Here is an 18063-nt window from a genome sequence, read left to right as displayed (position 1 = left end):
GCAAATATGCGTGGTCTCACCCATTCATCATTCAGGCATATTGCTTACTGGAGATACAGATGGCACTGACCGCTGAACAGAAGGCCGAGATCGTCAAGGAATTCGGCCGTGGCGAGAACGACACCGGTTCCCCCGAAGTGCAGGTGGCCCTGCTGAGCGCCAACATCGATGGCCTGCAGGATCACTTCAAGAGCAACAAGCAGGATCACCACTCCCGTCGTGGCCTGATCCGCATGGTTAACCAGCGTCGTAAGCTGCTGGACTACCTGAAGCGCAAGGACTTCGAGCGCTATCAGGCTTTGATCCAGCGCCTCGGCCTGCGTCGTTAAGAAAAGGGTATTTCGCGACTGCGCTCGATATCCTGGCTGCCGGCGGTGCTCGGAATCCTCATGTAGCAGGCTACACTCCGGTTCCTGCGCTCCGGCGGCAGCCAGCCTCTCATCGCTCGTAACGCGAAATCCGCCTTTTCTTTCAGGTCTCGAAAAACGGGTAGCCCTCAGGGGCTGCCCGTTTTTTGTCTTTGGCGGAAAAGCGGTTGCGGTGGCCCTTGGGGGCGGCAGGCCCTAAAATGATCGCCGAGTCGAGTAGACCGCAAATGAAAACGCATCGAAAGGTAAGGACGTCACCGTGAACCCGGTAAAGAAAACATTTCAATACGGTCGTAGCACCGTCACCCTCGAGACCGGCCGCATCGCCCGCCAGGCCACCGGCGCCGTGCAGGTCACCATGGACGATACCGTGGTGCTGTGCACCGTGGTGGGCAAGAAGGAGGCGAACCCGAATCAGCCCTTCTTCCCGCTGTCGGTCCACTACCAGGAGAAGACCTATGCCGTGGGCAAGATCCCCGGTGGCTTCTTCAAGCGCGAAGGGCGTCCGACCGAGAAGGAAACCCTCACCTCGCGACTGATCGACCGCCCGATCCGTCCGCTCTTCCCCAAGGGCTTCATGAATGAAGTCCAGGTGATCTGTACCGTGCTCTCCGCGGATCGCAACCAGGATCCGGATATCGCCGCCATGCTGGGCACCTCCGCGGCCCTGGCCATTTCCGGGATTCCCTTCAACGGCCCCATCGCCGCCGCGCGGGTCGGCTTCAGCGAAGACAAGGGCTACTTCCTCAACCCCAGCGTCGAGGAACTCACCACCTCCGAGCTGGACATGGTGGTGGCCGGCACCGAGAAGGCGGTGCTGATGGTCGAGTCCGAGGCCAAGGAGCTGCTCGAGGACGAGATGCTGGGTGCCGTGCTCTTCGGTCACCAGGAGATGCAGGTGGCCATCCAGGCCATCAACGAGCTGGTCGCCGAGGCCGGCAAGCCCAAGTGGGACTGGCAGCCGGCAGCGGAAAATACCGCCCTCAAGGAGGCCATCACCGCCGGTTTCGAGGCCAAGGTGGGTGAAGCCTATCGCATCACCGACAAGATGGCCCGCCAGGATGCCCTCGGCGCCGCCAAGGCCGAGGCCGTCGAGCAACTGGCCGGCGAGGGCGAAGGTCAGTTCGATGCCGACGAGGTGAAGGGCGCCTTCGCCAGCCTGGAGAAGCGCGTGGTGCGTGCCCGGGTCACCAACGGCGAGCCGCGTATCGACGGCCGCGACCACAAGACCGTGCGACCGCTGGCCATCGAGGTGGGCAGCCTGCCCAAGACTCATGGCTCCGCCATCTTCACCCGCGGCGAGACCCAGGCCATCGTCATCGCCACCCTGGGCACCCTGCGCGATGCGCAGCTGATCGAGTCCCTGGAAGGCGAGCGCAAGGATCGTTTCCTGCTGCACTACAACTTCCCCCCCTACTGCGTGGGCGAGGCCGGCTTCATGGGCGGGCCCAAGCGTCGCGAGATCGGCCATGGCCGCCTGGCCCGTCGTGGCGTCCAGGCCATGCTGCCTGCCGAGGACGACTTCCCCTACACCATCCGCGTGGTCTCCGAGATCACCGAGTCCAACGGCTCCAGCTCCATGGCTTCGGTGTGCGGCACCTCCCTGGCGCTGATGGATGCCGGTGTGCCCCTCAAGGCCCCGGTGGCGGGGATCGCCATGGGACTGGTCAAGGATGGCGAGAAGTTTGCCGTGCTCACCGATATCCTCGGTGACGAGGACCACCTGGGCGACATGGACTTCAAGGTGGCCGGTTCCGCCGAGGGCGTCACCGCCCTGCAGATGGACATCAAGATCGAGGGTATCAACGAGGAGATCATGGAGATCGCCCTGCAGCAGGCCTACGACGCCCGTCTGCATATCCTCCAGCAGATGAATGCCGTGATCGACCAGAGCCGCGACGAGCTCTCCGAGAACGCGCCCTCCATGGCCACCATCAAGATCGATCCGGAGAAGATCCGCGACGTTATCGGCAAGGGCGGCGCCACCATCCGCAAGATCTGCGACGACACCGGCGCCTCCATCGACCTGGACGACGACGGCACCGTGCGCATCTACGCCGACGACAAGGCGGCGGCCAAGGCGGCCATCGATATCGTCCTGGAGATCACCGCCGAGGCGGAGATCGGCAAGCTCTACCGGGGCAAGGTGGTGCGCATCGCCGACTTCGGTGCCTTCGTCAATATCATGCCGGGCACCGACGGCCTGGTGCATATCTCCCAGATCGTCCCGGAGCGGGTCAATGACGTCCGCGACTTCCTCAACGAGGGGGACGAGGTGATCGTCAAGGTGCTGGATATCGACAACCGCAACCGCGTCAAGCTCTCCATCAAGGAGATCACCGCGGAAGAGAAGGCGGCCTTCGAGGCGGAAATCGCCGAATAAGCGACGCCTTTGGCACGACGACGCCCCCGCAGATGCGGGGGCGTCGTCGTTTAGGGGTCAGCAATCCGGCGTGGAGACCACACGCACCCGTCCCAGGTTGCTGAGGATCACCTGGGCGCCGGTCCCCAGGCGCCCGCAGACGCGGAAGGTACCGTTGTGTCCCGCCGAGCGGCCCAGGGCGGTATAGCGCACCGGCCGCAGGTCCTGGCGGAAGCTGACCCGAGTGCCGCGCCCCGGAGGCAGCTCCTTCAGAAGGGGGGCGCCGCTCAGGTCGCCATCGTCGGCGTCACCCTGGACGATGACCAGGGGCGCCGCCCAGTCGGCGCCATCGCAGGCCAGGCGATCCCGGCTGGGACAGACGGTGATGGTGGTGCGGCGCGTCACGGCGGTATTGCGGGCCTGGGCCAGGGCGGTCTTGAGGCGCATGACCTCGGCGGCCACCTCGTTGCGGGCGCTGAAGCGCTGATAGTTGGGCATGGCCCAGGTGGCGAGGATGGCGACGATGGCGATGGCTACCAGCAGCTCGATCAGGGTCAGCCCCTTTGCCTGCCGGGGGGCCTTGCCGGTATTGTATACAACATCCTGGATCTCGGGGCGCATCTTGCCCTCCCGGATCGCTCCTCAACCAAGGGGTGATTCATTAACCCTAGTTCGCACCGCGATCCCGCCTGTCAGCCGGAACGGAAGAGTGCCGTGAGTGATTTCGTAATCGTGGGAGGGGGCGTCATCGGCATGATGAGCGCCCTGCAACTGGCCGATGCCGGCCATGAGGTGACCCTGGTGGAGCGCCGGTCCTGTGGTCAGGAGGCCTCCTGGGCCGGGGGCGGGATCGTCTCGCCCCTCTATCCCTGGCGCTACAGCGCCCCCATCTCGCGGCTCTCGAGCTGGTCCGAGGGCTACTACCCGGAGTTGGCCCTGCGCCTGCTGGAGGAGACCGGGGTCGATCCCGAGTACCGGCAGAAGGGACTGCTCTATCTGCGCGTCGACGACGAGGCGCGCGCCCTGGCCTGGGCTCGGGAGGTGGGCAAGCCCCTGGAGCGGGTGGGAGCCGACTTTCTCTATGACAAGGAGCCGGCGGCGGCCCCCGGCTGCGACGAGGCCCTGTGGATGCCGACCCTGGGCAGCATCCGCAATCCGCGCCTGGTGCGCGCCCTGCGGACACGGCTGGCGGCCATGCCGCGGGTGGAGCTGCGCGAGCAGACCGAGGTGACGGGGCTGCTCGCGGAAGGGGGACGGATCACGGCGGTAGAGACCGCCACCGGCCCCATCGCCGGGGAGCAGTTCGTGGTCTGTGGCGGTGCCTGGGCCGCGGAGTTGCTGGCCGGGGCGGGGGTGGAACTGGCGGTGCGCCCGGTGCGTGGCCAGATGATCCTGTTCCGGGCGCCGCCGGGCCTGGTCAAGCGGGTGGTACTGATGGATGGGCGCTATGTGATTCCCCGCGCCGATGGCCGGGTGCTGGCCGGCTCGACCCTGGAGGAGGTGGGCTTCGACAAGGAGACCACCGAGGCCGCCCGGGCTTCGCTATGGGAGAGTGCCACCGCCATCGTGCCGGCCCTGGCCCAGTGCCAGGTGGAGCACCACTGGGCGGGGCTGCGCCCCGGCTCTCCGGATGGCGTGCCCTTTATCGGCGCCGCCCCCGGCTTCGACAACCTGCACGTCAATGCGGGGCACTATCGCAATGGCCTGGTATTGGCGCCGGCCTCGACCCGCCTGCTGGTGGATGGCCTGCTGGGCCGCGAGCCGATCCTCGACCCGACGCCCTATGCCCTAAGCACGCCCCGGGGCTAGGCCGTGCCTGGCCGCTAGTCGCTTTTCTGCTCTTCCAGGTACTTGTCGCGGTGGGCGCTGGAGCAGAACCAGTCGCCCCGCTCGCGCAGCGCATCGGTCTCCGGTAGATGCACCTGGCAATAGCGGCAGCGCACCATCTGGCCCTGGCTGGGGTTCCCCTCGTCGGGACTCAGTAGGTCGTCCCGGTCGAGTTTCCATTCTCGGTAGATGCGATAGAGCTTGAGGCCGGCGAAGAACAGCACGGCGAAGATGATCAGGCGTATCAGCAAGAGATTCATCCTAGGGTGGCTCCCTGGTCGGGCGGCTTGGCTTTGCTACCGGAGCGGCCATGCGGGACAATGTCGACTACCCGAGAGTTTCGAGAGATTTCCGCGACCATGCAAGACCTGACGCTGGTGATGGCCCAACTCGACCCTTTGGTCGGCGATATTCCCGGCAATACCGCGCGCGCCATCGAGGCGGTGCGGGAGGCCCGGATCGAGCACGGGGCCGATATCGTGGTGCTGCCGGAGCTGTGCCTGACCGGCTATCCGCCGGAGGACCTGCTGCTGCGCCCCTCCATGGAGAGTCGCCTGCGCGAGGCGCGGGCGAGGATGGCCGAGAAGGTCGCTTCCGGCGTGCTGGTGATCGTCGGCTATCCCGGCATCCGCGAGGGCAAGCGCCATAACCTGGCCGGCCTGCTCTACAACGGCGAGTGGCTCGACGAGTACGCCAAGCAGAGCCTGCCCAACTATCAGGTCTTCGACGAGCAGCGCTATTTCGAGGCGGGCCAGGAGCCCCTGGTGATCGATCACCTCGGCGTGCGCCTGGGCATCCTGATCTGCGAGGACCTGTGGGCCGAGACGCCGGTACTCCAGGCGCGGGACGCCGGGGCCGATATCCTGATCAGCCTCAACGCCTCGCCCTTCCACCATGACAAGCCCGCCGAGCGCCTGGCGCTGCTCAAGGCGCGGGCCGCCGAGGCGCGTCGCCCCCTGGTCTATGCCAATATGATCGGCGGCCAGGACGAGCTGGTCTTCGATGGCGGCTCGGCCTGTGTCGACGCCGAGGGGGAGCTGCGGGTCCAGGCGCCTCACTGGGAGGTGGGGCTGATGCCGGTACAGTTCGTCAATATCGACGGCCTCTGGATCCCCCAGGCCGGCGAGTGCGTCGCGGTGCCCGACGCCGAGGAGAACCTCTACTGCGCCCTGGTCAGCGGGCTGCGCGACTACGTCAACAAGAGCGGCTTCCGGGGCGTGGTGCTGGGCCTCTCCGGGGGCATCGACTCGGCGCTGTCGCTGGCCATCGCCGTGGACGCCCTGGGGCCGGAGCGGGTCCAGGCGGTGATGATGCCCTATCACTACACCGCCGAGATCTCCCAGGAGGATGCCGCCGAGCAGGCGCGGCTGCTCGGCGTGCATTACGAGGTGCTGCCCATCGCCCCCATGGTGGAAGCCTTCACCACGACCCTGGCGGAGAGCTTCGCCGGCGCCGAGCGGGACACCACCGAGGAGAACCTGCAGTCGCGTACCCGCGGGGTGCTGCTGATGGCGATCTCCAACAAGAAGGGACTGATGGTGCTGACCACCGGCAACAAGAGCGAGATGGCGGTGGGCTATGCGACCCTCTACGGCGATATGGTGGGGGGCTACAACGCCCTCAAGGACGTCTACAAGACCTGGGTCTACCGCCTGGCCCGCTGGCGCAATGCCCAGGAGCCGGCGATCCCCGAGCGGGTCATCGAGCGCCCGCCCTCCGCCGAGCTGGCGCCGGACCAGCAGGACAGCGACTCCCTGCCCGACTACGACACCCTGGACGCCATCCTGGTGCGCTATATCGAGGGCGACATGAGCGCCGAGGCGATCATCGCCGCCGGCTTCGACCGCGACGACGTCTATCGGGTGGTGCGCCTGGTGGATCGCTGCGAGTACAAGCGGCGCCAGGCGCCGGTGGGGGTGCGGGTCACGCCGCGGGGCTTCGGCCGCGATCGCCGCTACCCCATCGTCAATGGCTGGCAGCCCGGGGAGTAACCCGCCCGGCCAACGCAAGACGCCACCCCGAGGGGTGGCGTCTTGCCGAGTGGCGCTGACCGGTGATCGAGGGCGACTGCCTAGGCCGAGATCGCCGGCGCCTCGATATGCTTCGGCTGGAAGCTGCGCCCGCGCAGCTGCTCGTGGTCGGGGGCATTATCGATCAGGGTGCGCAGCACCTCCCGGGCCCGATCATCCATCTCCAGGCCCATATAGCCCTCCACCATCACCGCCAGGGCATCCCGGGTAGCCGGCGTCTGGGGATAGTTCTCGATCACCCAGCGGCCGCGCTCCACGGCGGCCAGGTAGGCGCCGCGGCGCAGGTAGTAGTCGGCCACATGCAGCTCATGCCGGGCCAGCAGGTTGCGCAGGTAGACGATGCGCTGGCGGGCATCCGGGGCGTACTCGCTCTGCGGGTAGCGCTCCACCAGGACGCGGAAGTCGGTGTAGGCATCACGGCTGGCGCCCAGGTCGCGCTTGGAGATATCGATCAGGCGCAGCCGCTCGAGGCTGAAGCGCCCCGCCTGCCAGGAGGCCAGGCCGCGCAGGTAGAGGGCGTAGTCCGCCTGGGGATGGCTGGGATTGAGGCGAATGAAACGGTTCGCCGCGGCGCGGGCGGCCTCCCAGTTATCGTTCTGGTAGTAGGCATAGATCAGGTCGAGCTGGGTCTGTTCGGCATAGTCACCGAAGGGGAAGCGGGTATCCAGTGCCTCCAGCTCGTTCAGGGCGGTGGTGTAGTGGCCGCGCTCCAGGGAGCCGCGAGCCTGCTCGTAGAGTGCCTGCTCCTCGAGCTCGGGAACGCTCTCGCTGGTGGAGGCGCAGCCGGCGAGCAGCAGGGCGGCCAGGGCGAAGGCACCGAGCCGGGTGCCGCTGGTAAAAACGCGCATTATCATCCTCGCATCAAACAACCCGGGGGCCGTGGTAGAATCGCCCCACTATAAAGCACCCACTATAAAACACCCAGGCCCCAGCGGGGAAACCGGGTGTTAGCAGAGGCCAACGCCAGACCCATGCCCGAGATTCTCAATCGTGAAGCCCGCGTGCTCGACGCCCAGGCCGGCCAGCGCCTGGACCAGGCGGCGGCGGAACTGTTCGGCGACTTCTCCCGGGAACGCCTCAAGCAATGGATCCTGCAGGGGGCCCTGACCCTGGACGGCGCGCCGGCGCGGCCCAAGGCCAAGGTCTATGGCGGCGAGATCCTGCGCCTGGAGGCCGAGCTGGAGGAGCAGACCGCCCAGCACCGGGCCCAGGCCATCGACCTGACGATCGTCCACGAGGACGAGGCGGTACTGGTGATCGACAAGCCCGCGGACCTGGTGGTGCATCCGGCGGCGGGCAACCCCGACGGTACCCTGCTCAATGCCCTGCTGCACCACTGCCCGAGCCTGTCCCAGGTGCCCCGGGCCGGTATCGTGCATCGCCTCGACAAGGACACCACCGGCCTGATGGTGGTGGCCAAGACCCTGAGCGCCCAGGCGGCCCTGGTGGAGCAGCTCCAGGCGCGGACGGTCTCCCGGGAGTATGACGCCGTGGTCGCCGGGGTGATGACCGCCGGCGGCAAGGTGGATGCGCCCATCGGCCGCCACCCCAAGGATCGCAAGCGTCAGGCGGTGGTCGCCGGGGGCAAGCCGGCGGTGACCCATTACCGGGTGGTGGAGCGCTTCCGGGGACATACCCATGTGCGTTGTCGGCTGGAGACCGGGCGCACCCACCAGATTCGCGTGCACCTGGCGCACCTGCGTTTCCCCCTGGTGGGGGATCCGGTCTATGGCGGGCGCCTCAAGCTGCCGCCGGGGGCCGCGGATGAGCTCAAGGAGCTGCTGCGGCTCTTCCCCCGCCAGGCGCTGCATGCCCGCAAGCTGGCTTTTATCCACCCCGTCAGCGGCGAGGCGGTCACCTTTCGGGCGCCCCTGCCGGACGATATGCTGGCGCTGCTCGATTACCTGCGCGACGACAGCGAGGGGCTGTGATGAACGACGCCTACGACGCGGCCCTGCAGCCCACGCTGCTGCTGCCGGACTGGCCGGCGCCCAGCACCGTGGGGGCCTTCGTGACCACCCGCGAGACCGGCCCCAGTCAGGGGCCCTTCGCGGCCTTCAATACCGCCCGCCATGTGGGCGACGAGCCGGCCATGGTCGAGCGCTGCCGGGAACTGCTGCGCGCCGAGCTGGATGACGACCGCCCCCTGCTGTGGCTCGATCAGGTGCATGGCGCCAAGGTGCAGCTGGGGTATGTGGCGGATATCCCCCAGGCGGATGCCGCCGTGGCCCTGGATCAACGCTATGCCTGCGTGGTGCAGACCGCCGATTGCCTGCCGGTGTTCTTCTGCGATCGCCGCGGTACCCGGGTCGGCCTGGCCCATGCCGGCTGGCGGGGCCTGGCCGGCGGCGTGCTGGAGGCCACGGTGGCGTCCCTGCGCTGCGAGCCGGAGGAGCTGATGGCGTGGCTGGGGCCGGCCATCTCCAAGGCGCAGTTCGAGGTGGGGCCCGAGGTCTTCGAGGCCTTCGTCGCCTTCCAGCCCGAGGCCGCCGAGGCCTTCGAACCCAGCCCCTATCGCCTGGGCCACTACATGGCGGATATCTATCGCCTGGCGCGGCTGCGTCTGGAGCGCCTGGGCCTCGGTCAGATCAGCGGCGGCCACTTCTGTACCGCCTGCGAGCCGCGCTTCTACTCCCACCGCCGCGACGACGGCCAGACCGGCCGCATGGCCAGCGTGATCTGGCTGCGCTAGCCCGGCTTCGCCGGGAGCTTGACATATATCAAGCTCCCGCGGTTAATCCCCCCGTGCCTCTTGAAAGCCGCCTACCCTACCTCCATTGATTAGGTCAAGACATGATCGAGGGTCAGGCGGTGCGTCCGAACGTATCGCTACCCCAAAGGAGGAGAGCGATGCGCTTCGAGAAATTCACCAGCAAGCTGCAGACCGCCATTGCCGAGGCCCAGTCCCTGGCGGTGGGGCACGGCCATAACCAGATCGATCCCGGCCACCTGCTGATGGCCCTGCTGGAGGCCCAGGACACCGGCATCAAGGCGCTGGTGCAGAAGGCCGGCGGGGACGCCGCCAGGCTGCGCGGCGACCTCACGCAATACCTGGAGGACCTGCCCCGGGTCGGCCAGTTCGATGGCGAGGTGCAGCCCTCCCGGGACCTGGTGCGGCTCTTCAACCTGGTCGACCGGGAGGCCCAGAAGCGCGGCGATCAATTTATCGCCAGCGAGCTGGTGCTGCTGGCGGCCCTGGAGATGAATCATGCGGTCAGCAAGCTGCTGGCCCGGGCCGGCCTCGAGGCCAAGGCCCTGAACGCGGCCATCGATAGCCTGCGCGGCGGCGAGCGGGTCAGCGATGCCAACGCCGAGGAGAGCCGCGAGGCGCTGGAGAAGTACACCCTGGACCTCACCGAACGGGCGGCCAGCGGCAAGCTCGACCCGGTGATCGGCCGCGACGACGAGATCCGCCGTACCATTCAGGTGCTGCAGCGGCGCACCAAGAACAACCCGGTGCTGATCGGCGAGCCCGGCGTCGGCAAGACCGCCATCGTCGAGGGGCTGGCCAGCCGCATCGTCAATGGCGAGGTGCCGGAGGGGCTCAAGGACAAGCGCGTGCTCTCCCTGGACATGGGTTCGCTGCTGGCCGGGGCCAAGTTCCGCGGCGAGTTCGAGGAGCGCCTCAAGGCGGTGCTCAAGGAACTCTCCCAGGAAGAGGGCCGGGTGATCCTCTTCATCGACGAGCTGCACACCATGGTCGGCGCCGGCAAGGCCGAGGGCGCCATGGACGCCGGCAATATGCTCAAGCCGGCCCTGGCCCGCGGCGAGCTACACTGCGTGGGCGCCACCACCCTGGACGAGTATCGCCAGTACATCGAGAAGGACGCGGCCCTGGAGCGGCGCTTCCAGAAGGTGCTGGTGGACGAGCCCAGCGAGGAGGACACCATCGCCATCCTGCGCGGCCTCAAGGAGCGCTATGAGGTCCATCACGGGGTGGATATCACCGACGGCGCCATCATCGCCGCGGCCAAGCTCTCCAGCCGCTATATCACCGACCGTCAGCTGCCCGACAAGGCCATCGACCTGATCGACGAGGCCTCCTCGCGGATCCGCATGGAGCTCGACTCCAAGCCCGAGGAGATGGATCGCCTGGATCGCCGCCTGATTCAGCTGAAGATGGAGCGCGAGCACCTCAAGAAGGAGACCGACGAGGCCTCCAGGAAGCGCCTCGAGACCCTGGAAGAGCAGATCGAGGCGCTGGCCCGGGAGTACGCCGACCTGGAGGAGATCTGGAAGGCCGAGAAGGCCAGCATCCAGGGTGCGGCCCAGTTCAAGGACGAACTCGACCGGGCCCGGGTGGAGCTGGAGCAGGCGCGCCGTCAGGGCGACCTGGGGCGCATGTCGGAGCTGCAATACGGGGTGATTCCGGAGCTCGAGCGCAAGATCCAGGAGGCCGGCGAGGGCGAGGCGGACACCGCCAAGCACCAGCTGCTGCGCTCCAATGTCACCGAGGAGGAGATCGCCGAGGTGGTCTCCCGCTGGACCGGCATCCCGGTGGCCAAGATGCTCGAGGGCGAGCGCGACAAGCTGCTCCGCATGGAGGAGGCCCTCCACGAGCGGGTGATCGGCCAGGACGAGGCGGTCAAGGCGGTGGCCAATGCGGTGCGCCGCTCCCGGGCCGGCCTCGCCGACCCCAACCGCCCCAACGGCTCCTTCCTGTTCCTCGGCCCCACCGGGGTGGGCAAGACCGAGCTCTGCAAGTCGCTGGCCAACTTCCTCTTCGATACCGAGGAGGCCATGGTGCGCATCGACATGTCGGAGTTCATGGAGAAGCACTCGGTGGCGCGGCTGATCGGCGCGCCTCCCGGCTATGTGGGCTACGAGGAGGGCGGCTACCTGACCGAGGCGGTGCGCCGCAAGCCCTACTCGGTGCTGCTGCTCGACGAGGTGGAGAAGGCCCACCCGGACGTCTTCAATATCCTCCTGCAGGTGCTCGAGGATGGTCGCCTCACCGACGGCCAGGGGCGCACCGTGGACTTCCGCAACACCGTGATCGTGATGACCTCCAATATGGGCTCGGACGTGATTCAGCGCCTGGGTGGCGACGATAGCCACTATGAGGAGATGAAGCACGCGGTGATGGAGGTGGTGGGCAACCACTTCCGTCCCGAGCTGATCAACCGCATCGACGAGGTGGTGGTCTTCCACGCCCTGGGGCAGGCGCAGATCCAGGCGATCGCCGACATCCAGCTCGAGCGTCTGCGGGCGCGCCTGGCCGAGCATGACCTTCAGCTTGCGGTCAGCGCCGCGGCCATGGCCCAGCTCGCCGAGGCGGGCTTCGATCCGGTGTTCGGGGCGCGGCCGCTCAAGCGTGCCATCCAGAGCCGTATCGAGAACCCCCTGGCCCAGGACCTGCTGGCGGGCCTCTATCTGCCCGGGGACACCATTCAGGTGGAGGCCGAAGAGGGGCAACTGGTGTTCCACAAGTAACTATCGAGCGGTGTCTCGAGTGTCGCGGGCCCACCCTTCGGGGTGGGCCCGCCCGTTTCTGGGGCCCCATGCGGTGGAAATTCTTGCCGAATCGGCCTGTTTGGGCTACTCAAGCCCCCCTGGCGGTTGACAGCCTCGCGATGCTATTGGAATCTTGACGGTTCCTGATCGCGGGCGCGGATTCCGCTGGGCAACCCCCAGATACCGCGTGAAGGGTAGGCCGCAGGGCCTCTACCCGCCGAAGGACTTCCGGGTTCGGGCTATCCGCCCGGCCTGGCCAATGCCCCGACGCGGCGAACCGCCGCGATGAGAGTGCAGGCCCTAACCGGGCCCCATCAGCCAGGGTTTGGCATCAGGTGCCGGCATGGGCCGGCAGCGGCGTACCGCCGCACTCGAACTCCGCCACCGTTTGATGCGGTGGGGACTCGCACTCGAGACCTCCAGGGGAGAAACACAGTGGAACTGCTTTCCGGCGCCGATATGATCGCCCGCTTCCTCCAGGATGAGGGCGTCGAATACATCTATGGCTATCCGGGTGGGGCGGCGTTGCATATCTATGACGCCCTCTTCCGTCAGGACAAGGTCAAGCACATCCTGGTGCGGCACGAACAGGCCGCCACCCATGCCGCCGACGGCTATGCCCGGGCCTCCGGCAAGCCCGGCGTGGTACTGGTCACCTCGGGCCCCGGCGCCACCAATGCCGTGACCGGTATCGCCACCGCCTACATGGACTCGATTCCGATGGTGGTGATCTGTGGCCAGGTCATGAGTCACCTGATCGGCGATGACGCCTTCCAGGAGACCGATATCGTCGGGGTCACCCGCCCCATCGTGAAGCACAGCTTCTCCATCAAGCACCCCAGCGAGATTCCCGAGGTGCTGAAGAAGGCCTTCTACCTGGCCTCCACCGGCCGCCCCGGCCCGGTGGTGGTGGACGTGCCCAAGGACATGACGTCGCCCACCGAGCGTTACGAGTACGTCTATCCGAGGAAGGTCAAGCTGCGCTCCTATAACCCGGTGACCCGCGGTCATACCGGCCAGATCAAGAAAGCCGTGGAGCTGATGCTCAAGGCCAAGCGCCCGGTCTTCTACACCGGCGGCGGCGTGGTCAGCGGCGGTGCCAGCGAGGCCCTCACCGACCTGGTGCGGCGCCTGGGCTACCCCATCACCACCACCCTGATGGGCATCGGCGCCTACCCGCAGGGCGATCGCCAGTGCCTGGGCTGGCTGGGCATGCACGGCTCCTATGAATCGAACATGGCCATGCACCATGCCGACCTGATCATCGCCATCGGCGCGCGCTTCGATGACCGGGTGACCAACAACACCTCCAAGTTCTGTCCCACCGCCAAGATCATCCACGTGGATATCGACCCCAGCTCGGTCTCCAAGACGGTGCGCGCCGATGTGCCCATCGTCGGTCCGGCGGGCAGCGTGATCAACGAGATGATCAGCCTGGTGCAGGGCAAGGAGATCGCCCATCCCGAGGCGCTCGCCGAATGGTGGCAGAAGGTCGATGGCTGGCGCGAAGAGCGCGTCGGCAAGCTCTACGAGCCCTCGGGGCCCGGCGAGACGATCAAGCCCCAGGAAGTGATCGAGGCGATGTGTCGGGTCACCCGTGGCGAGGCCTTCGTCACCACCGACGTGGGCCAGCATCAGATGTTCGCGGCCCAGTACTACAAGTTCGACAAGCCCAACCGCTTCATCACCTCCGGCGGCCTCGGCACCATGGGCTTCGGCTTCCCGGCGGCCATGGGCATCAAGCAGAACTTCCCCGAGGATCAGGTGATCTGCGTCACCGGCGAGGGCAGCTTCCAGATGATGATGCAGGAGCTCTCCACCTGTAAGCAGTACGGGGTGGGGGTGAAGATCGTCAACCTGAACAACGCCTCCCTGGGGATGGTGCGGCAGTGGCAGGACCTCAACTACAAGTCCCGCCATGCTCACTCCTACATGGAGTCGCTGCCCGACTTCCAGAAGCTGATCGAGGCCTATGGGTTCACGGCGCTGCGGGTGGAGACCCTGGACGAGCTGGAACCGGCGCTGGAACGCACCTTCGCCGACAAGCACGAGCTGGTGTTCCTCGATGTCCAGGTGGACCCCCGTGAACACGTCTATCCGATGCAGGTGCCCCTGGGCTCCATGCGCGACATGCTGCTTTCGAAGACGGAGCGAACCTGATGCGCCATATCATCTCGATCCTGATGGAAAACGAACCCGGCGCCCTGTCTCGCGTGGTGGGGCTCTTCGCCCAGCGTAACTACAATATCGAGACGCTGAACGTGGCGCCCACCGAGGATCCGTCCCTGTCGCGGCTGACCGTGACCACCGTGGGCGACGACCGGGTGATCGAGCAGATCACCAAGCACCTCAACAAGCTGATCGATGTGGTCAAGCTGGTCGACCTCACCGAGGGCAACCATATCGAGCGGGAGCTGATGCTGGTCAAGGTCAAGGCCCTGGGGGCCGCCCGCGACGAGGTGAAGCGCACCGCGGATATCTTCCGCGCGCAGATCGTCGACGTGACCGCCAGCCTCTACACCGTGCAGATCACCGGCGATGCCGGCAAGCTGGACGCCTTCCTGCAGGCCATGGGGCCCATCGGCATCCTCGAGGTGGCGCGCACCGGGGTGTCGGGGATTGCCCGCGGCGACAAGGTATTGTCCCTCTGATTTACTACTGCGCTCGATATCTCGGCCGCCGGCGGTGTCGAGGCGTCGAACCGTCGCAATCCTCATTGAGCAGCCAGTCAACTCCGGTTGCTGTGCTCCGGCGGCAGCCGACCTATCTTCGCTCGTGACGTAAATCTACTCATCGTTGAGACGCAAGCGCCGCCCCTCGGAGCGGCGCTTGCGTTTAGCGGGCCGCCACCTGCTGCCAGAGCGCCCTCAACAGGGGGCTCTTCAGGCGGCGATGCAGCACGCACAAGCCCACGTCGTAGTGGGGCAGTTCCGGCTTGACCGCCAGCGGCCGCACCCGCGCCCGCAGCGGGCTGTTATCCAGCACGATCTGCGGCACCACGCCGATACCGAAGCCCAGTCCCACCATGCTGACGATCGCCTCGTGGCCGGCCACCTGGGCATAGATGCGTGGCGTGATACCCAGCGCCTTGAACCAGGTGTCGGCATACTCCCGGGAGAGCCCCGACTCGGAGAGGATCATCGGTACCTCGGCCCAGGCCCGAGCCTCGGGGACCTCGGGCGTGGCCGGCAGCCACGCCGGGGCCTCCCGGGGGGCGATAAACACCAGCGGCGAGCGGGTCAGCGACTTGAAGGCCAGGGCCTCGGGAGGCAGCCGGGGGCGTGGGGTGATGGCCATGTCCTCCTCGCCGGCCAGTACCCGGGCCATGGCCTCCGCCGGGTCACCGGTATGCAGCTTGAGCTCGATGCGCGGGTGGTGGCGGCGAAACTCGCTGAGCAGCTCGTAGAGGAAGCTGTAACTGGCGGTCACCGAGCAGTAGATGCTGATCTCCCCCTGCAGGGCCTGGCTCTGTTCCATCAGTTCGTGGCGCACCAGTTCCCACTGCTCCAGGGCCTCCCGGGCATAGGCCTGGAAGCGCAGGCCCTGGGGGGTCAGGGCCACATGGCGGTTGTCCCGCTCGAAGAGGGCCACCCCCAGGCTCTCCTCCAGCTGGCGAATGGTGCGGCTCAGGGTCGAGGGGCTGACATGGCAGGTCTCGCTGGCGCGGCCGAAGTGCAGGCCCTCGGCGAGGGCCAGGAACTGCTTGAGGGGGCGCATATCCATGGTGTTATTTCACATTTCGGTTCGTTGTATTGCAAATATAGCGTTTTACGCAACGCAGTGCGCGGCGTAGAGTCAAGCCATCGATCGGGCACGAGACCCGACGCCGCAATCCCAGCGCCGCGTTAGACGGCGCGGGTGGCCATCGACGCTGACACCGCAACCACAACGGTCAACGACTCCAGGAGTGCACCATGCGCGTTTATTACGATAAAGATTGCGATCTCTCGCTGATCCAGGCCAAGAAGGTCGCCATCGTCGGTTACGGCTCCCAGGGCCATGCCCACGCCAATAACCTGAAAGAGTCCGGCGTCGATGTCACCGTGGCCCTGCGCCCGGGTTCCTCCTCCGCCGCCAAGGCCGAGGCCGCCGGCCTCAAGGTCGCCACCGTCGAAGAGGCCAGCCAGGCCGCCGACGTGGTCATGGTGCTGGCGCCGGACGAGAACCAGAAGGCCATCTACGAGACCCAGATCGAGCCGAACCTGAAGCAGGGCGCCACCCTGGCCTTCGCCCACGGCTTCAATATCCACTACAACCAGATCGAGCCGCGCAAGGACCTGGACGTGATCATGATCGCGCCCAAGGCCCCGGGTCACACCGTGCGCTCCGAGTTCGTCAAGGGTGGTGGTATCCCCGACCTGATCGCCATCCACCAGGATGCCTCCGGTGCCGCCAAGGAACTGGCGCTCTCCTACGCCGCCGGCGTCGGCGGTGGTCGCAGCGGCATCATCGAGACCACCTTCAAGGACGAGACCGAGACCGACCTGTTCGGCGAGCAGGCGGTGCTGTGCGGCGGCGCCGTGGAGCTGGTCAAGGCCGGTTTCGAGACCCTCACCGAGGCAGGCTATGCCCCGGAGATGGCTTACTTCGAGTGCCTGCACGAGCTCAAGCTGATCGTCGACCTGATGTACGAGGGTGGCATCGCCAACATGAACTACTCCATCTCCAACAACGCGGAGTATGGCGAGTACGTGACCGGCCCCGAGGTGATCAACGACGAATCCCGTGCCGCCATGCGCAACGCGCTCAAGCGTATCCAGACCGGCGAGTACGCCAAGATGTTCATCAACGAGGGCGAGACCAACTATCCCTCCATGACCGCGCGTCGTCGCCTGAACGCCGAGCATCCCATCGAGCAGGTGGGTGGGAAGCTGCGTGCCATGATGCCGTGGATCGCCGCCAACCAGCTGGTGGACAAGTCCAAGAACTAAGCGCTTCGCGTAAGGTTCCGGAATGCGAGGGCGCGGCCATGGCCGCGCCCTCGGCGTTTCCGCCGGGTGAGGCCGCCGTGTCGTATGCGTCTCAGCGGTGTGTAGAATAGGGGCAGCCGCCGGTTTCCGGCGGCTGCCCTTTCCGGTAATGGATGAGAACTATGAGTCAGGACTCCAGCAACACCGATCAGCGACGCGATGACCCCGCCGAGGAAGATATCGCCTCGGCCTTCCTTCGCGATACGGAGGTGGTCGAGGAGGCGGTGGAAGATGGCAAGAAGGTGCGGCGGCGCGGCATCTACCTGCTGCCCAATCTGTTTACCACCTCAGCGCTCTTCTCCGGCTTCTTCGCGGTGGTGGCGGGGATCAATGGCGACTTCACCGCCGCGGCGGTAGCCATCTTTATTGCCATGCTGCTGGATGGCCTGGATGGGCGCGTGGCACGCATGACCAACACCCAGAGTGCCTTCGGGGCGGAATATGACAGCCTCTCGGATATGCTCTCCTTCGGGGTGGCGCCGGCCCTGGTGGCCTTCACCTGGATCCTCCAGGATATCGGCAAGACCGGCTGGGTGGTGGCCTTCCTCTATGTCGCCTGTGCCGCCCTGCGCCTGGCGCGCTTCAATGTGCAGATCGGCAGCGTCGACAAGAAGTGGTTTATCGGCCTGCCCAGTCCCTCGGCGGCGGCCCTGGTGGCGGCCAGCGTCTGGACCTTCCATGACTTCGATGCCGATGCCCTCGGATTCAAGCTGCTGATGCTGCTGGTGGTTGGCGCGGCCGGCGTGCTGATGGTCAGCAATATTCGCTACTACAGCTTCAAGGACATCGACTTCAAGGGACCGGTGCCCTTCGTCGTGCTACTGGCGATCGTGCTGGCCTTCGTGGTGATCTCGGTGCAGCCGTCGGTGATGCTGCTATTGTTGTTCGGCGCCTATGTGATCTCTGGGCCCGTGCTGGCGCTGATGCGCAAATTGCAGCGCCCGACCAAGCCGGTGGGGTAGTCTCCCCGCATCCATCGACGACGCCCGCTTTCGAGCGGGCGTCGTCGTCTCTGGTCCATGGGGGCATCCACAGGCGGTCGGCGCTCTTCG

Annotated in this window: 15 protein-coding genes; 11 read left to right on the top strand and 4 right to left on the bottom strand. The window is 66.5% G+C overall.

Going from position 1 to position 18063, the window contains the following annotated elements; all coding sequences use genetic code 11:
• Positions 1-59 precede the first annotated feature (59 nt).
• Together rpsO and pnp are read left to right on the top strand one after the other, a co-directional pair.
• Positions 60-329, top strand: coding sequence for a 30S ribosomal protein S15 (rpsO, locus tag NFU04_RS09520; RefSeq protein WP_146801790.1), 270 nt, complete (start codon positions 60-62; stop codon positions 327-329).
• Between the two features lie 298 nt (positions 330-627).
• Entirely contained in the window at positions 628-2751 is a 2124-nt protein-coding gene (gene pnp / locus NFU04_RS09515; RefSeq protein ID WP_251309218.1) for a polyribonucleotide nucleotidyltransferase, read from the top strand.
• A 57-nt stretch (positions 2752-2808) separates the two neighbouring features.
• On the opposite strand, the gene NFU04_RS09510 is transcribed toward pnp, so the two are convergent.
• Positions 2809-3351 carry a GspH/FimT family pseudopilin gene (locus NFU04_RS09510; protein WP_251309217.1) on the bottom strand — a complete coding sequence of 181 codons (543 nt, stop codon included), beginning with the start codon at positions 3349-3351 and terminating at the stop codon, positions 2809-2811.
• A gap of 93 nt (positions 3352-3444) precedes the next feature.
• Here NFU04_RS09510 and thiO point away from each other — a divergent pair, with 93 nt between their 5' ends.
• Positions 3445-4539, top strand: a complete 1095-nt coding sequence (thiO, locus tag NFU04_RS09505) for a glycine oxidase ThiO (RefSeq protein ID WP_251309216.1) — start codon at positions 3445-3447, stop codon at positions 4537-4539.
• A 14-nt stretch (positions 4540-4553) separates the two neighbouring features.
• Here the strand turns inward: thiO and NFU04_RS09500 are convergent, their stop codons facing one another.
• The gene (locus NFU04_RS09500) at positions 4554-4817 is read right to left on the bottom strand and encodes a PP0621 family protein (RefSeq protein ID WP_251309215.1); all 264 of its coding nucleotides are present in this window, start codon (positions 4815-4817) and stop codon (positions 4554-4556) included.
• Between the two features lie 99 nt (positions 4818-4916).
• On the opposite strand from NFU04_RS09500, the gene NFU04_RS09495 reads away from it, so the two are divergent.
• Entirely contained in the window at positions 4917-6548 is a 1632-nt protein-coding gene (locus NFU04_RS09495) for an NAD+ synthase (RefSeq protein ID WP_251309214.1), read from the top strand.
• 80 nt (positions 6549-6628) lie between these two features.
• Here the strand turns inward: NFU04_RS09495 and NFU04_RS09490 are convergent, their stop codons facing one another.
• Entirely contained in the window at positions 6629-7435 is an 807-nt protein-coding gene (locus NFU04_RS09490) for an outer membrane protein assembly factor BamD (protein WP_251309213.1), read from the bottom strand.
• 123 nt (positions 7436-7558) lie between these two features.
• Between NFU04_RS09490 and rluD the strand changes: the two genes are divergently transcribed.
• From rluD to ilvN, 5 genes are all read left to right on the top strand, one after another.
• A complete protein-coding gene (gene rluD / locus NFU04_RS09485) occupies positions 7559-8518 on the top strand; it encodes a 23S rRNA pseudouridine(1911/1915/1917) synthase RluD (protein WP_251309212.1) in 960 nt (319 codons plus the stop codon).
• Complete coding sequence (gene pgeF, locus NFU04_RS09480; RefSeq protein WP_251309211.1) at positions 8518-9279, top strand: peptidoglycan editing factor PgeF; 762 nt, start codon at positions 8518-8520, stop codon at positions 9277-9279. The genes rluD and pgeF overlap by 1 nt, the downstream gene beginning before the upstream one ends.
• A gap of 158 nt (positions 9280-9437) precedes the next feature.
• Entirely contained in the window at positions 9438-12020 is a 2583-nt protein-coding gene (gene clpB / locus NFU04_RS09475) for an ATP-dependent chaperone ClpB (protein WP_251309210.1), read from the top strand.
• 456 nt (positions 12021-12476) lie between these two features.
• On the top strand, positions 12477-14201 hold the full coding sequence (locus NFU04_RS09470) for an acetolactate synthase 3 large subunit (RefSeq protein WP_251309209.1): 1725 nt from the start codon (positions 12477-12479) through the stop codon (positions 14199-14201).
• Positions 14201-14692, top strand: coding sequence for an acetolactate synthase small subunit (gene ilvN, locus NFU04_RS09465; RefSeq protein WP_251309208.1), 492 nt, complete (start codon positions 14201-14203; stop codon positions 14690-14692). The genes NFU04_RS09470 and ilvN overlap by 1 nt, the downstream gene beginning before the upstream one ends.
• Before the next feature lie 184 nt (positions 14693-14876).
• Here ilvN and ilvY read toward each other — a convergent pair whose 3' ends face one another.
• Positions 14877-15764 carry an HTH-type transcriptional activator IlvY gene (ilvY, locus tag NFU04_RS09460; protein WP_251309207.1) on the bottom strand — a complete coding sequence of 296 codons (888 nt, stop codon included), beginning with the start codon at positions 15762-15764 and terminating at the stop codon, positions 14877-14879.
• A 191-nt stretch (positions 15765-15955) separates the two neighbouring features.
• On the opposite strand from ilvY, the gene ilvC reads away from it, so the two are divergent.
• Positions 15956-16972, top strand: coding sequence for a ketol-acid reductoisomerase (gene ilvC / locus NFU04_RS09455; RefSeq protein WP_251309206.1), 1017 nt, complete (start codon positions 15956-15958; stop codon positions 16970-16972).
• Positions 16973-17133: 161 nt separating this feature from the next.
• Complete coding sequence (pssA, locus tag NFU04_RS09450; protein WP_251309205.1) at positions 17134-17973, top strand: CDP-diacylglycerol--serine O-phosphatidyltransferase; 840 nt, start codon at positions 17134-17136, stop codon at positions 17971-17973.
• The last annotated feature ends 90 nt before the right edge of the window (positions 17974-18063 follow it).

Origin of the sequence: Halomonas sp. NCCP-2165 (assembly GCF_023708045.1) — a bacterium.
GTDB lineage: Bacteria > Pseudomonadota > Gammaproteobacteria > Pseudomonadales > Halomonadaceae > Bisbaumannia > Bisbaumannia pacifica.
Note: the sequence above shows the minus strand (reverse complement) of the source record. Positions and strands in the feature narration are given on the sequence as shown.